The organism is Streptococcus sp. V913 (genome assembly GCF_054353455.1).
Window position 1 is genome coordinate 128,911 of the sequence record NZ_JBTHHX010000001.1, and the last position, 16,204, is coordinate 145,114.

General features: G+C 40.1%; 8 protein-coding genes and 1 pseudogene. 2 read left to right on the forward strand and 7 right to left on the reverse strand.

The features are described 5' to 3' along the window. Positions 1 to 22: 22 nt before the first annotated feature. The 5 genes and pseudogenes from pulA to ACXYSL_RS00675 all read right to left on the reverse strand — a co-directional run bounded on the left by pulA (position 23) and on the right by ACXYSL_RS00675 (position 8,535). Positions 23 to 2,308, reverse strand: coding sequence for a type I pullulanase (pulA, locus tag ACXYSL_RS00655; protein ID WP_458623677.1), 2,286 nt, complete (start codon positions 2,306 to 2,308; stop codon positions 23 to 25). A gap of 150 nt (positions 2,309 to 2,458) precedes the next feature. Then, the gene (gene ligA / locus ACXYSL_RS00660) at positions 2,459 to 4,417 is read right to left on the reverse strand and encodes an NAD-dependent DNA ligase LigA (RefSeq protein WP_295588746.1); all 1,959 of its coding nucleotides are present in this window, start codon (positions 4,415 to 4,417) and stop codon (positions 2,459 to 2,461) included. A gap of 90 nt (positions 4,418 to 4,507) precedes the next feature. Next, positions 4,508 to 5,686 (reverse strand): MFS transporter, encoded by a 1,179-nt coding sequence (locus tag ACXYSL_RS00665; RefSeq protein ID WP_458623678.1) that lies wholly within the window; start codon positions 5,684 to 5,686, stop codon positions 4,508 to 4,510. 80 nt (positions 5,687 to 5,766) lie between these two features. Continuing rightward, positions 5,767 to 6,630 (reverse strand): annotated as a pseudogene (locus ACXYSL_RS00670) (Rgg family transcriptional regulator). A 3-nt stretch (positions 6,631 to 6,633) separates the two neighbouring features. Next, positions 6,634 to 8,535 carry an ABC-F family ATP-binding cassette domain-containing protein gene (locus tag ACXYSL_RS00675; protein ID WP_458623679.1) on the reverse strand — a complete coding sequence of 634 codons (1,902 nt, stop codon included), beginning with the start codon at positions 8,533 to 8,535 and terminating at the stop codon, positions 6,634 to 6,636. A gap of 227 nt (positions 8,536 to 8,762) precedes the next feature. Here ACXYSL_RS00675 and ACXYSL_RS00680 point away from each other — a divergent pair, with 227 nt between their 5' ends. Together ACXYSL_RS00680 and ACXYSL_RS00685 are read left to right on the forward strand one after the other, a co-directional pair. Continuing rightward, positions 8,763 to 10,481 carry a phospho-sugar mutase gene (locus tag ACXYSL_RS00680; protein ID WP_458623680.1) on the forward strand — a complete coding sequence of 573 codons (1,719 nt, stop codon included), beginning with the start codon at positions 8,763 to 8,765 and terminating at the stop codon, positions 10,479 to 10,481. Positions 10,482 to 10,591: 110 nt separating this feature from the next. After that, complete coding sequence (locus ACXYSL_RS00685) at positions 10,592 to 10,939, forward strand: thioredoxin domain-containing protein (protein WP_458623681.1); 348 nt, start codon at positions 10,592 to 10,594, stop codon at positions 10,937 to 10,939. Positions 10,940 to 10,971: 32 nt separating this feature from the next. Here ACXYSL_RS00685 and ACXYSL_RS00690 read toward each other — a convergent pair whose 3' ends face one another. Further along, a complete protein-coding gene (locus ACXYSL_RS00690) occupies positions 10,972 to 14,226 on the reverse strand; it encodes a DEAD/DEAH box helicase family protein (RefSeq protein ID WP_458623682.1) in 3,255 nt (1,084 codons plus the stop codon). Next, positions 14,223 to 16,100, reverse strand: coding sequence for an Eco57I restriction-modification methylase domain-containing protein (locus ACXYSL_RS00695; protein WP_458623683.1), 1,878 nt, complete (start codon positions 16,098 to 16,100; stop codon positions 14,223 to 14,225). The genes ACXYSL_RS00690 and ACXYSL_RS00695 overlap by 4 nt, the downstream gene beginning before the upstream one ends. Positions 16,101 to 16,204: the final 104 nt, after the last annotated feature.

A 16,204-nucleotide genomic window follows, 5' to 3' on the forward strand; every position in this document is an offset into this window, starting at 1 on the left:
TAAACCTTTTTAGAACATTAATTTACGAGAGTACCTTTAAGACCACGACACTGGTATCATCAATCACATTTGATTCTTTAGAACGACTATTAGACACCAGCATTTCAAGATTTCCTGCATTCTCAAAGTAGAAGGAAGTCCCTTTCGCATTAAAGACTACCAATAAGTGCTCTGGTCCACCGTGAATTTCGTAAACAATCCACCCACTATTTTCAGCAGCTGTATGGACGAAGACATGGCGATAGACTTCTTCATATGTAGGATAGGAGAAGGCGCTGGTCTGTGTTTTTAGGCGAATAATCTGGCGAATAAATTCAATGCTCTCTTGTCTCTCATTGATTAAATCCCAGTTGACCTGGTTGACACTATCTGGAGCATTGTAGCTGTTCATGGCACGTTCTCTATCTGCCACAGTCAGCTCGCTATTTTCTCCAGTAGCAAGGAGTTTGGTGCGTCCAAATTCTTGACCCAGCTCTATAAAGGACATCCCTTGCATGAGAATGCTCATCGCTGTTGCTGTCTCAACTTGGCGCATAATCTTATCTGAACTGTGATTTGGATGAAGGGTCACCAATAAATCATGCAAGTTGTAATTATCATGGGCTTCCACATAGTTAAGGACTTGGTTTGGACTAAGATAGGAACCCAATTCCCGACTACCAAGAATGGCTTTGGCTACGATTGGTTCTGTAGCAGCACCGCTAACAAATCCTGCCTTGATTGAGCCATAAACTTCTCCTCCTTTGATGGCATCACGCTGATCATCGTTGAAGAACCCAATATTTGGCATCTGGTAGGCATTGTCCTTCTTGGCCTTGTCATAAGGTGCAAGACCTGCCCCCATATCCCAACCTTCTCCATAGGTGAGAATACGTGGATCAACTTCATCAAGTGCCCAACGAATTGCCTGCATGGTTTTAACATCGTGAATTCCCATCAAGTCAAAACGGAAACCGTCAATATTGTATTCTTTCACCCAATAAAGGAGTGAGTCAATCATATACTTGCGGAACATTTCGTGTTCACTCGCGGTTTCATTTCCTACTCCTGTGCCGTTTTGGAAGGTTCCATCTGGATTCATACGATAGTAATAATCAGGAACAGTTGTTTGAAAAGGAGCATCAACCGTTGAGAAGGTATGGTTGTAAACGACATCCATAATGACACCGATTCCTGCATCATGATAAGCCTGAATCATGGTTTTGAGATCTCGAATAACCTGTCCAGGATCATCTGGATTGCTAGAGAAACTCGTTTCTGGAGCATTGTAGTTTTGAGGGTCATAACCCCAGTTATAGGTTACATTTCCGTCCTCATCATATTCCTTATGGCGATCAAAGATAGGTTGAAGCTGAACATAATTACAACCAAGCGCTTTGATATAGTCAAAAGCGGTTGCTTGTCCATATTGGTTAACCGTTTCCGTTTGCGCAGCCCCAAGGAAGGTCCCTCGAAGGTTTTCTGGAACTCCCGATGTCGGCGATTTTGTAAAATCACGAATGTGCATTTCACAGATAACTGCTTTACATGGATTTTCCAAACGCCAAGGTGCGTCTGTCCCATGTTTGACTTCAAATCCTTCTACTTGTTTCTCTTTGTGAGTTAGAATAACAGAACGTTTTCCGTCAGGACTTGTTGCAGTTGTATAAGGGTCTCGTGTCAAAGTCTGGTGGTGCGGAAACTCAATCTGATACTGATAAGCCTTACCTGCAAGATTCTCATCTAGATCTACACTCCAAAGACCAATGGTATTGTACTTATGACTATATGAATAGCTATTCCCACGCTCTAGATTATAGGTTTTCCAAATCGGAGCATCGTTGCTGGTATTTTCATAGACAACCACCTGTACAGCTGTAGCTGTAGGAGCCCAGAGTTTAAAGCTTGTCTGGTAGTCAGAGATACTATAACCCAACTCTCCTTGGTATCCCCAATGGTGATCAAAACTTTCACTGTGAAAGGCTTTATCAAAAGCAAACGGGTTTCGATCTTTATAGCAAGGACTTGCAATGGCTGGATTTTCAGAATAATAAACCGTCTCATCACCATCCAAAATCCAAACCTCAGTCAACAGTGGATAATGGTTAAAACGTAGGAGATAGTCTTTTGCCTTTCCATCTATTTCGACAGAAAAGGTCAGAGTATCGAGCCTTTCTGCACTTGTAACTGTAAAGGAGAATTTTGCTCCAAAATAGTCATTTTCATAATACAAATTTTCTTTAAAATCTGCCTGTTTTCTACTAAATGAACAAGCATCATAATCCCCATTTTTTCGGTGAAAATGGATGACTACTGGGTATCTATACATTTCTTTTCCTAATTCCTAATTTCAATTTTTTATGTGGTGCTGAAGAATTTAGCGGGAATTTCAGCGCAATAGAGAATAGCATTAATAGATATAAAAATACATCAGGAGAGATAGTTCCAGACTATCTAACATCTAGTTTTCGACTATTCTTTACAAACTTTCTAGCCAAGCTTCATCTCGAACTTCGATACCAAGTTCTTGTGCTTTTTGGAGCTTGCTTCCTGCATCTGCTCCTGCTACGACAAGATTCGTTTTCTTAGATACACTGCCTGTAACTTTGGCACCAAGACTTTCGAGTTTGCTTTTGGCTTCTGAGCGCGTGAGACGTTCCAATTTCCCCGTTAGTACAACGGTCAAACCTGACAAGGCCGCATCTGCTACTACTGTCTGTCCCTTGTAGTCCAGATTGACTCCAGCTTCTTTCAACTCGTCTAAGAGAATCTTCGATCCTTCTGTAGCAAAATAAGTCTGAAGGCTTTGAGCTATCACACTACCCAAGCTCTCAATACTTGCTACTTCCTCAGAATCAGCTTGGGCTAGATTTTCAATAGAGTGGAAATGTTGGAGCAAGAGCTGACTAGCCTTACTTCCGACATGGCGAATTCCCAGACCAAACAAGAGCTTTTCAGCAGAGTTTTCCTTGGATGCTTGAATGGCCCGATACAGTTTAGAAGCAGACTTTTCCTTGACACCTTCTAAAAGGAGGAAATCTTCTTCTTTCAAACGGTAGATATCCGCCACATCCTTGACTAAATTGGCAGCAAAAAGCTTTTCGACGATAGATGGACCAAGTCCTGTAATATTCATGGCATCTCGAGAGGCAAAGTGAATCAAACCTTCCATGATTTGGGCAGGGCAGCGAGGATTGATACAACGTAGAGCAACCTCATCTTCAAAATGAAGCAAGTGACTGTCACAACTTGGACAATTAGTTGGAATATCTAGTTTTTCTTCAGAAACACGCTTAGACTCTACCACACGCAAAACAGCAGGAATGATGTCCCCCGCCTTATAAACGATAACCGTATCATCTTTGCGGATATCCTTTTCAGCAATATAATCTACATTGTGCAGTGTTGCACGGCTAACAGTTGTCCCAGCAAGCTGAACAGGTGTTAGATTTGCAGTCGGGGTCACAACACCAGTACGGCCTACTGTCCAGTCAACTGAAAGGAGCTGGGCTTCTTTTTCCTCAGCAGGAAATTTATAGGCGACTGCCCACTTGGGTGCTTTAACGGTAAAACCGAGCTCTTCTTGACCTGCTAAGTCATTTACCTTGATCACTACTCCATCAATGTCATAAGGTAAATTATCCCGTTCTTTTTCTACTTCTTGGATAAAATTCCATATCTCATCTATGCTTTCAGCCAATATTCGTTTAGAATTAACTACAAAGCCAAGCTTTTCAAGATGCTTCAAGACTTTTTCTTGGCTATCACGAGTAGAAGGACTTGCTTCTTGATAGAGAAACGTTGCAAGATTACGCTTGGCCACTACTGCCGTATCCAGCTGACGCAAAGTTCCAGCCGCTGCATTACGAGGATTGGCAAATTCAGGCTCCCCATTTTCTTGGCGGGCCTGGTTGACTTGATCAAACGAAGCGCGTGGCATGTAACACTCTCCACGAACAGTGATATCAAGTTCTTCTGGCAGGGTCAAAGGAATGTCCTTGACACGCTTGAGGTTCTCTGTGATATTTTCTCCAATAGAACCATCCCCACGTGTCGCACCGACTACCAAAATTCCCTTTTCATAAGTTAGCGAGATGGACAAACCATCGATTTTCAGCTCGCAAATATAGGTCGGTTGGGGCAATTCCTTTCGAACACGCGCATCAAAAGCTTCTAACTCTTCACGTGAAAAAGCATCCTGCAAACTATAAAGAGGATACTGATGACTGTATTTTTCAAAACCGTCTAAAACCTTACCACCAACACGATGGGTCGGACTGTCCGCTAAAACTTGATCTGGATAGGCAGCTTCCAACTCGACCAACTCTCGGTAGAGGCGATCATACTCGCTATCTGACACCGAGGGATTGTCACTCGTATAGTACTCGGTCGCATAGCGATTGAGCAAGGCAACTAACTCATTCATTCTTTCATTCATAAAACTATTCTACCATAAATCAAGCCCTCCTCACAATAGAGAAGGGCTGAAAAATGGTTCGTAGTGAAATATTTTCTAAAAAAATAGAAATTAGGACTCTTTTTCAAAATGACTTCGTACATAAATAAGGGATAGACAAGACAGGATAACAACTCCACTTCCGATTATCAGGAAAGAAGAGAGATGTACGCTTGGCAGCACCGTCATAAAGCCTTTTGCAATCGGCATAAATAGAATGGCTAAAGTAAAAATTGTACTTAATACTCTACCCAAATATTCACTTTCAACCTTGGTTTGAACCTGAGTAAAAAAATGAATATTAAAAATTGTCATAAACAGTTCACAAACTAAATTTCCCGAAAAGGAAAGAAAAGTTGGCAGTGGTAACCCCATCACAAAAACTCCAACTCCAGTCAAAGCCAATAGAATCAAAAGATTATAAACACTTGCCTTTATTTTACTAGCTAGAAGAGCTCCGATAATCGAACCAATTGCCCCCATAGTCAAAATACTTGCATAGGCTCCCTCTACCCCGTAAAGCCGATTTGAAAATGGGAGGAGAAATTCAAAGGCTGCAAAAAAGAAATTAACACTGGAAGCCACTAACAAAAGGAAAAAGATCTCTTGCTGGCGCCAGATATAGTCAAGTCCTTCTTTCATATCAGAAAAAATATTTTTCCAGCAGAAAGTCCTTTTCACTTGTTCCTGAGTCTCTTTTTTGGGAAGTAAAGCTACTAAGGTAAATGCAATGAAAAAACTAATGGCATCTAAAACGAGCGTCATATGGAGACTGGCGAATTGTAAAACGATGAAAGACAGTACAGGGGAGCTAACGCCTACAACCTGCAAAACGAGCTCTAAGCGAGCATTGTAGGTCACAATCTCGTCTTTCTCTACAACCTCAGTTATAATGGCTTTATTGGCTGTACGAGAAAATGCAAAGGCAACCGCCTGAACAATATTGGCAAAAATCAAGGCAGCAATCATCAAGCTATCATTTCTGATAAAAGAAATCGCTAAACAGAGAATGCCGCAAATCAAGTCAGTCGTCATTAAAATTTTGCGACGCGAAAAGCGGTCTGAAATCACTCCACCAAAGGGATTGACTAAAATAGATGTAACCAACTCAGAAATTTGATAAATCCCAAGAACAGTCTGTCCTATCGTCCCCATTGAGGCTAACCAAACACTATTTCCATAATCATAGAGCATATTTCCTATCTTATTAATAGCACCACGTCTAATCAACTGTACTGCATGTCGATTCATATAAAAAGCTCCTCTCAAATTTTGAAACTATTGTATCAAAACTGATAGGAGTCTCTTTATTTTTCCCTTATTTGGGAAATTTAAGCATTTACAAATTTTTCATAATGTTCCTGATAGTAAGCCACTTGCTCTGGAAGTCCAAGTGCTTCAAAAATATGCATAGCCTCCTGCATCTGACTACAACCTTCTTCTTTCAAGTCTCTCTGGTAGAGGGCAAAACCTTTGAGATAATGGAAGATATTGCGCTCATAAAGCTTGATACCATTTCCAATCAACTTCTCCACATAGCCCTCAAAATAGTCCGCATTTGCAAAAGAACGGTTCTCCAAACAATGCTGGTAACAGTTAAGAGCTAAAATCAAAACAAGTTTACGATGCCGACCAATTTACTTGTAGTACTCTTCTCGTTCCATGACTTCTCTGCCAATCCGAGCCACATAGTCCACATTGTAGAATGTATAGAGATTCCCGAAAAGAATCAACTCATACATGGTCCATTCTTCTGTTTGGAAAAGATAATCCGCCACTTTATCCAAATCACTCTGCCTCATCCTGTAACGAGTATCTCTTTGACAAATAAGGCCTTGTAGCAGAATCCAATTCAGCTCAAAATAGAGGGGATTGGTCGAACTCTTTGCTTTCTTGAGCTGTTCCTTTTGAAGTTGTTGAAAACCTGCAATATCATTTGAGTAGTAAAGCGGAATAATTTGTGCCATTAAGGCAACATGTTCGTGATTTTGAAAATCCCTAGCCTTGTCCATGAAATTTTCAATAGTCACATGAATATTGTCCAAAATATCAAAGAAACGAGAAACTGCTAGATCAGACTCCCCAAGCTCGAAGCGAGATAACTGAGAGGTTGAACATGATTCACCTGCTGCCTCTTTTAAGGAGTACTTCCCACTTGTTCGGAATTCACGAAATACCTTTCCAAGATGTTCCATTTCTTACACCTGCTCTGATAATTCTTCCCACTCAAGCATAGCTTCTTCCTGACGATGGCTGATTTTGTCCAGTTCAGTCTGCAATTCCATGAGTTTACCTGCATCGTTGGTTTCCAGCATTTGTTCAGAAATGGCTTGGCTTTGACTTTCTAACTCTTCGATTTCAGCTTCCAAACTCTCGATTTGTCGCATAAGTTTGCGAACTTCTTTTTGACTTTCTTTCTGGGCCTGGTAGTCATTGAATTGGCTCGGTTCTTTTGCTTGATTGCTAGTTGAAGCTTCCTCGGCTTGAATCATTTCTACTTCTGCTTTCTTATCAACATAGTAGTCGTAATCTCCAAGGTAGAGGGTTGAGCCATTCTCAGACAATTCCAGTACATGAGTGGCTACACGATTGATAAAGTAACGGTCGTGGCTGACAAAAAGAAGGGTTCCGTCAAAGTCAATCAGGGCATTTTCTAACACTTCCTTGCTATCAATATCCAAATGGTTGGTTGGCTCATCCAGAATCAAGAAGTTATTGTTTTCCATTGAAAGTTTGGCAAGCAGTAAACGAGCTTTCTCGCCACCTGACAGCATGCCTACTGATTTCTTAACATCATCACCAGAGAAAAGGAAGGCTCCAAGGCGGTTGCGGATTTCAACCTCTGGTGTCAATTTAAAGTCATTCCAGAGTTCATCCAGGACAGTATTACTAGGTGTTAGCTTGCTTTGAGTCTGGTCATAGTAGCCAACCTCAACGTTAGCACCAAAACGCTTTTCTCCCTTGATTAAAGGGATCTGGTCTACTATTGACTTGATAAAGGTTGACTTCCCAATGCCATTAGGTCCTACAATCGCAATAGCATTCATCTTACGAAGGTCTAGGTTGATAGGTTCTGACAATATTTCCCCATCATAGCCAATAGCTGCATTTTCAACGGTCAAAACAACATTGCCCGACGTTTTTTCAGACTGGAAGGTCATATTGGCTGATTTCTTGCCAGCTTCCGGCTTGTCCAAACGCTCCATTTTTTCCAGTTGTTTACGACGAGATTGGGCACGCTTGGTCGTTGAAGCTCGGACTAGATTGCGATTGACAAAGTCTTCCAGAGCAGCGATTTCCTTCTGTTGCTTTTCATAGTTTTTTACCTCAGTAGCTAGTTTTTGCTCCTTTAACTCAACAAAACGAGAATAATTTCCCACATAGCGATCCAAGGAATGCTTGGTCAAATCAAGTGTAACCGTCGCAACCTTGTCCAAAAAGTAACGGTCGTGACTGACAATAATGAGGGCACCACTATAATTTATCAGGTAATTTTCCAGCCAGGCAATGGTTTCAATATCCAAGTGGTTGGTTGGTTCGTCCAAGATCAAGAGATTGGGCTTTTCAAGGAGCATTTTAGCCAGTGCCAGACGAGTATTTTGGCCACCAGAAAGCTCGTCAATTTTCATCTGCCACATAGACTCGTCAAACTTGAATCCATTTAAGATAGCACGGATATCAGCTTCGTAGGTGAAGCCACCAGCCTGACGGAAGTTCTCTGATAAACGATCATAATCCGCCATCAGTTTATCCAGATCTTCACCAGACTTTTCACCCATCTCCAGTTCCATCTGACGAAGTTGCTTCTCAGTCCGACGCAAGTCATCAAAGACGTGAAGCATTTCATCATAAATGGTATTTTCAGACTCAAAACGGCTATCTTGGGCTAGGTAAGACAGAGAAACATCTTTTTTCTTATTGATTTCTCCACTGGTCGGCTCCTCTTCCCCAACCAAAATCTTCAAAAGAGTAGACTTACCTGCCCCATTTTTCCCAACGAGGGCAATCCGATCTCGTTCATCAACTTGCAGGTTGATATTATCAAAAAGAACCTCTCCTGCAAAAGAACGTTCAATTTTATTAGCTTGTAAAATAATCATACATCTATTTTACTATCTTTTTCTCTTTTGCACAATTGCAATGAAAAAAGTTCAAGTCATAAACCCGAACTATTCATCTTCTTTTTCATTAGAAAGCGTATAGGGCTGTTCTTCTACAATGAAATAAAAGTAAATTTCCTACATTTTAAGTTATGCTATCGTTTTACTAAAATATCAAATCGTGATATAATGAAAGCGATTAAAGCAATAGATAAAGGAGATACTCTATGACTTACCAAGAAAATTATCAAAAATGGGTCGATTTTGCCGACCTTCCCGACTATCTTCGTCAAGATTTAGAAAACATGGACGAAAAAACAAAAGAAGATGCTTTCTACACCAATCTTGAATTTGGTACTGCAGGTATGCGTGGCTTGATCGGTGCAGGTACAAACCGCATCAACATCTATGTTGTTCGTCAAGCAACTGAAGGATTGGCTCGTTTGATTGAGTCAAAAGGTGGAAATGAAAAAGAACGTGGTGTTGCGATTGCCTATGATAGTCGCCACTTCTCACCTGAATTTGCCTTTGAATCTGCTGCAGTTCTCGCAAAACACGGCATCAAATCTTACGTATTTGAAAGCCTTCGTCCAACTCCAGAACTCTCATTTGCAGTTCGTCACCTCAGCTGTTTTGCAGGTATCATGATTACTGCTAGCCATAACCCTGCTCCATTTAACGGTTACAAGGTTTATGGTGAAGACGGTGGGCAAATGCCTCCACATGACGCGGACGCTTTGACTACTTACATCCGTGCTATCGAAAACCCATTCGCTGTCGAAGTTGCTGATGTAGAAGCTGAAAAAGCTTCTGGCTTGATTGAAGTTATCGGCGAAGCTGTTGACGCAGAATACCTCAAAGAAGTAAAAGATGTAAATATCAACCCAGCCTTGATTGGAGAGTTTGGTAAAGACATGAAGATTGTCTACACACCACTTCATGGTACTGGTGAAATGTTGGCTCGCCGTGCTCTTGCACAAGCTGGATTTGACTCAGTTCAAGTCGTTGAAGCTCAAGCAACTCCAGATCCAGATTTCTCAACTGTTAAATCTCCAAACCCAGAAAACCAAGCAGCCTTTGCACTTGCTGAAGAACTCGGCCGTCAAGTTGATGCTGATGTTCTTGTGGCGACTGACCCAGACGCTGACCGTGTTGGTGTTGAAGTTCTTCAAAAAGATGGCAGCTACCTCAACCTCTCAGGGAACCAAATCGGTGCCATCATGGCTAAATACATCTTGGAAGCTCATAAAAACGCTGGAACACTTCCTGAAAATGCAGCCCTCTGCAAGTCAATCGTATCAACTGACTTGGTCACTAAGATTGCTGAAAGCTACGGCGCAACTATGTTCAACGTCTTGACTGGTTTCAAATTTATCGCTGAAAAGATTCAAGAATTCGAAGAAAAACACAATCACACTTACATGATGGGATTTGAAGAAAGCTTCGGTTACTTGATCAAACCATTCGTACGTGATAAAGATGCTATCCAAGCCGTTCTTGTCGTTGCTGAACTTGCTGCCTATTATCGTTCACGTGGTTTGACACTTGCTGATGGTATCGAAGAAATCTACAAAGAATACGGTTACTACGCTGAAAAGACTATCTCTGTAACTCTATCTGGTGTCGATGGTGCAGAACAAATTAAAACCATCATGGCTAAATTCCGTAACAATGCTCCGAAAGAATGGAACGCAACAGCTATCACTGTTGTAGAAGACTTCAAGGCACAAACTTCTACTGCTTCTGACGGTACTGTAACAGCCTTGACTACACCTCCAAGTGATGTATTGAAATACACACTTGCTGATGGTTCTTGGATTGCAGTTCGCCCTTCTGGTACTGAACCAAAAATCAAGTTCTACATTGCCGTTGTGGGTGAAAGTAACGAAGATTCACAAGCTAAGATTGCCAACATCGAAGCAGAAATCAATGCCTTTGTAAAATAAGCAATATAAAAGATGAGACAAACCAATCTCATCTTTTTTTCGTATCAAATCCAAGCAATTTTAGGAACTTTGTGGCATACTAGTTTTATCAAAAAAAGAGAGGTATTCTTATGAATCAGTTTTTAGAAAATATTAAAGATCTTGAAGTGACTACAGTTTCGCGCGCCCAAGAAGCACTCGATAATAAAGAAACAGCAACCTTCTTCATCGGTCGCAAAACTTGTCCCTACTGCCGTAAATTTGCTGGCACATTAGCAGGTGTCGTATCTGAAACCAAAGCTCACATCTACTTCATCAATAGCGAAGAACCTAGCCAACTCAATGCTTTGCAAGATTTCCGTTCACGCTATGGTATCCCAACTGTTCCGGGATTCGTTCATGTTGCTGATGGCCAAATCAATGTCCGTTGCGACTCTTCCATGTCAGCACAAGAAATCAAAGAATTTGCAGGATTGTAAAAAACAACAAAAGAAGGCTCTCGCCTTCTTTTTTAATTATATTCAAAATATCTATCCACCAATTCCTGAATTCTACCTTCTTTAGCAGCAGGGATGGTATCTTCTAAAACAAAGTTCTTTCTACTGATATCTTGAGTGAGATTTCCAAAGATAAAATTAGTCGAGATATTATAGATAATTTCTGAAGGCGCAAATCCATAAACTTGATTTTCTAGGATATGTTTTAAGCGTTCTTCAGGATTTGGAAAGGCTTCTTTCAAGCCATTGCTGTTATATAGCCGCTTAACAAGCTCTGCAATATAGAGACCTGACTTCATGTACAAATCAATGAATGTCTTAGACGGATCATCAAAGATTCCTGGATTTTCTTTTTCAAGGTCATCCACCATTCTCTTCACCACACGTTTAGGAGTGAAAATCTGATTGGTCTTTTGCGGTGGAATATAGTCAAAGATATCTTCTTTTTGATCTTTAAAATAATCTGCCAACTCCTCTTTCTTGCGAAGAAATTCTTGGATGGCTTCATCAAATGTTGCTCGATCAAAGAGATGTCCTGCAAAATCCTGCCCACCATCTCTCAAATAACGAAATTGGTCAATCGTAATACCAGTCACTTCAAAGAAGACGTGCTCAGGAACAAAGGTGTCAAAATTATCAAGTGTTAGAGATTGATCACCGTAGGCCATGATGAAACTTGGAATTGTTCGTGCAAATCCTCGAAGATGGTCCCGAATCTCATCTTGGGCTGATTGTTTCAACTGTTCCACCCGTTTTATCTCAACCTGTTCAATAAACTTCTCGGGCATTTTTTCCACTTCATTTTTAAGTGTTTGTTCTAGTTTTTCTTTATGAATGAGATTATTTTCTTCTAAACGTTTTTCAAGAACTTCTTGAATCTTATCTTTTTGCTCTTTATCATTTGTTTCCTTGAGCTGTTGTTGCAACTCTTCCTTGATATGAGCTTCAGAAATTTTACGTTCAATCTCATTTTTTCGAACTTCGTTCTCAAATGTTGCTACAATTTGTTTCTTGATCTGGTCTGTTTCCCGAGTTTTCAGATCATATCCAACCTTCAATTCCTCTACAATTACTGAAGAAACGGTCTTACTCAAGTCATTGACCAGCTGTTTTTGAGTTCTTTCCTCATCTTTTGTGACTAACTCAGCAACAGACTGTCCAAGTCCATAAACTTTTTCACCAAAAAGTCGCGTTTGTTGATTGACCACGATTTCATGGTCAACCACTGCATTGCCCTCATCATCCACTGTAACATCTGAAAAATCTAGTAAATCAGAAGGTGTTTGTAACTTGCCTTCCTTTTCAACTGGTAGTTCATTTAAGATGTCTAGAACGGTTTGACTGGCTTGGAAAATGCCGCTGATATTATCAAATAAGAGATTAGACATAAACCCTCGTTTGAGGACTTCCCTAGCTTTTATTTGACGCGGTATAGTCAGAACTGCCTTAGCATCAATTTTAACCATCTTACCTGTACGGTCTTCTGCTATGACAGGGAAGAAATTTAAGAGTTCTCTGATGTTCTCTTCACGAGTTACGGAAGTTCCACCACCTCCTGCAGTCGCAAGTGATAAGTTGTTCGCAAACTCATCAAAGAGAATCAGGGTTCTTTCTGGCGCAAAGTCAAATACATAGGCTCTTTCTTTGCGGAAGTGATTTCCTTTGTTATCGGTCCATGAGTAAGGGTTTTGTGCACGGAAGGCAGCTTGCATATAAATGGCAGGTGATTTCAAGTTTGATAACATCAATACGCCTGTCCATTCAGGGATCGTCACACCTGTCGTCAATTGACCGACGGATAGGGTAATGGTTTTGTCATTCTCTGCTATCGCTTTTCTAACCAAGTCTAGGGATTTGAGTTTAACCTTATCATCTTCCTCGGACATACGACCGTCACCAGCAGCTAACACAACCTCATAGTTTTCATAGATGGGATGTTCCTCTAGCAGTGCTTTTAAGGCTTTTGCTGAGGCTACACGTTCTAAGAGCCAAAAAGTATGCTTGAGTTCGTTCCGAAGTTCTTTGGTTGAAAATGGATATTTCTCATTGCTTGATAGAGTATCTAACCAATTTCTGACATCTTGCTCATGGATAAATTTCCCTTTATCATCTGTTGCGAAAAATTCACTCAAGTCAAAAGCATAGTCGATATTTTCGCCATCTAGTTGAGCACCTTTTTCTAACTCCTCACCAATCATCTGAGACATTTGATAGGTAAAGAGATTTAACTGAGGCAAGCTTTCATATGGATTTTCCTCTTCTTGATCAGGTGACCAAGTTGTTTTAGCTGCCTGCTCATCAGCGTAAGACCAGTTGTAGATCTGCTCCTCGGTAAATTCTCCCTTAGCTAATGCCTTAAATGGAGTTCCTGATAGATGCAAGGTAAAGTTTCGACGGATCTTATTAAAGGCTTGGTCTGTCTTGAAGGTAGCAACTCCTTCGTGAGCCTCATCGATAACCAACAAGTCCCAATGTAGATCAGTTACCCATTTGAGTTTATTGTGCTCTCCACCAAGATAAGCAGAGCCTTTCAAGTCTTGGAGACTGATAAAAGCAAGTTGTCTTACATCGTCATCTAAAATACCAACAAATTCTTTTCGTGACAAGGTTGGCCGATTTTTAAGACTGTCTGTTTCTGAAACAAACTTATAAGTCGTTTGACCAGCTATGAATTTTTCAAAATCATCATACCATGAGTTAGCTATTGCAGGTCTGTTGGTTACGATTAGGACATTGACAGCATCCATCCGACAAGCTAGGTCATAGGTAGACAAGGTCTTACCAAAACGTGGCTTGGCATTCCAGAGGAACTTACCTCCTAGATGATTCTTGAAATAAGCTAAGGTCTTAGAAACTGCTTCTTCTTGCTCCTGTCGCAGAGTATAGTCCTGTCCTTGGCCAGGCTGATAACCTGACAAATCATGCTGAACAAACTTATCAAAAAGATTTTTAGATTTCTCAGGTGTCCCATTAAAGTAAAACCATTCAGTCTTGGGACGACGTTCCACATCATGAAAAGAAAGGAAATGGTGGAAATCATGATCCTTAAAAGTTTTTCCCTTATCAGGTTCTTCCGTATAGGCTGCATCCCCAGTCCATAAGACATCTGTATCTATATGAGCAGTATGCGTTTGTTCTTTAATCCGTTGCGTAACATCACGCTCTGTATAACCAATCTTAATCCAGCCCTCATTGCTTGTTACCGTAGGAGTGGTGTAGGCATAGATTTTAGGATGAATTTCTTTAGAAGTTTTAATTTCTACCATCAATCCATCTCCCTTACATGAGTCTCAATAAAGGAAATTTCTTCAGGAGAAAGGTCATATTTTTGATAGAGTTGGCGGTCAATATCAGCCACTGATTGTGTCCAATCAATGTCCGAATTGACCGTAAAGTCTTGGAGAGGGACATAATGCCATACTGCTTTCGTGTTATCTTGAGTAATTTTCAAAATCCCAAGCATTGTGCGCAAAAACTTAGATTTAATATATTTTAAACAAGCCTCCGCCTCTTCTAAAGAATCAAATTCACCAACAGAAATAAATGTCTCTGTGTACCCGATGACGGGGTACCCGATGACGGGGGTCGATAGGACTTCGCCAATCGCCCCACTTCCATTTGCCTTTGGAAGAATTATTTTATACTTTTCAAAATTTGATGGGCATGTTACATAATCTTTTCTAAACCATTTATATACACGTTCATTATTAAAACGTCCATATATTTTAATATACTCATTACCATCTTCAGGTTTAACATCAAAAAATAATTCAGGCAATTTTTCAAAAGCATTAGAAGCAATTCTCCTATCTGAAACTCTCTCCATAAGATTAGGAAAATCTGTATAAATCAAATCAGAATAGCGATATGATCCTCTATTAGTAACAAATTGATCAATGGATTCAAAATTTTTCTTAATAATTTTTTTTCTAATTGAATTCATTTCTATAAAGGGAACAAAAACTTCAATTGGTTCAAATTCTTGTTCAGTATCATAATAAGTAACTGCTACCCCACCTTTAATATCAGTTCCAGGAAAAACAGTGCCACTTTTTTGTTCAAAAAAAGATACCTTTACATGTTGATTATTCAACATTTGTTGATTCCAAGTTTTTGGAGTCCCTCCAGCATTTGATAAAAATCTAGCAGGAGTTATTAAAGATGCCTTTTTAGAAATTTTGTATGATTCTGAAATAAATTTATGATATATAGGCATATCCTTTGTACTTGTTCCTTGCGCCTCCTCTTGGTAAGGCGGATTTCCTATCACGACATCAAATTTCATTTCACTTTCCTCGCTTGATAGGCTCTCAAAACCTATCATTTTATTCTTTTTCCAGTCTTTGATTTGGGTTTTAGATTCTTCTACTTCTTGGACTTCTAGCTCATCTGAAAACAAGCTTAGCTGTTGAGATTGCTCTTGTTTAGCTGAGTAAGGACTGATTTTTTTCAATCCATCCATCTGAAAGACATTGTAGGATATAATAGTCGCAATTTCTTTCTTTTGCTCTAAGGTCGGTTGATTTCCAGTCTTTACAAGATAGTAGTCCTCGAAGGTCGCTAAAAGATTTTCACGCGCTAAAAGCAGAGAATCTCCTTGATACTCATAGCCATATGAAGCTCGATAAGCTTTTTTTACAAGTTCATAAAAGGTGGCTTCATCTGAGACCTCACGACTAATGCGTTGCAATTTTCTATCTACAAAACCAACTCGCTCAGATAATGGAATTTCCTCACCGGTCACTGTATCATAGCGAGTAACCATATAAGGTGCTTCACCACAGGTGATTTCTAGCCAACGCACTTGGATATAGTCTTCAAGATCCAGAGCTTCAAGTTCAGCTTCCACGTAGCCATTTTGCTTTTCAACCAACCAAGTTGGCGTAAAAACTTCGGCTCTAATCTTGGTTCGGTCTTTTTGCTCATACTTGGACTTTTCTGATCGAGGTTGAATTAAGTTTGCATAGGTTCCCGTCACTCTACTTGGAGTGATGCGATCACTTGGAGCAAATCCCTTTCCCAACAATTCATAAGAATGGGTCGCCCAAACAATATTTTTCTTGGTCGTTCGATCTTTTAAAAGAATTTTTAATAAGCCAGCAGACTCCATAGCCAACTGTTCTTCACTAATATCTATCGTCATAAGGCAACCTTTCTCGTACTATAAACCTTATTATATCATATTTTAAATGGTGTTTGGACTAGAAAATAATAACTAAACATAAGAAAAGAAGGCACTCGCCTTCT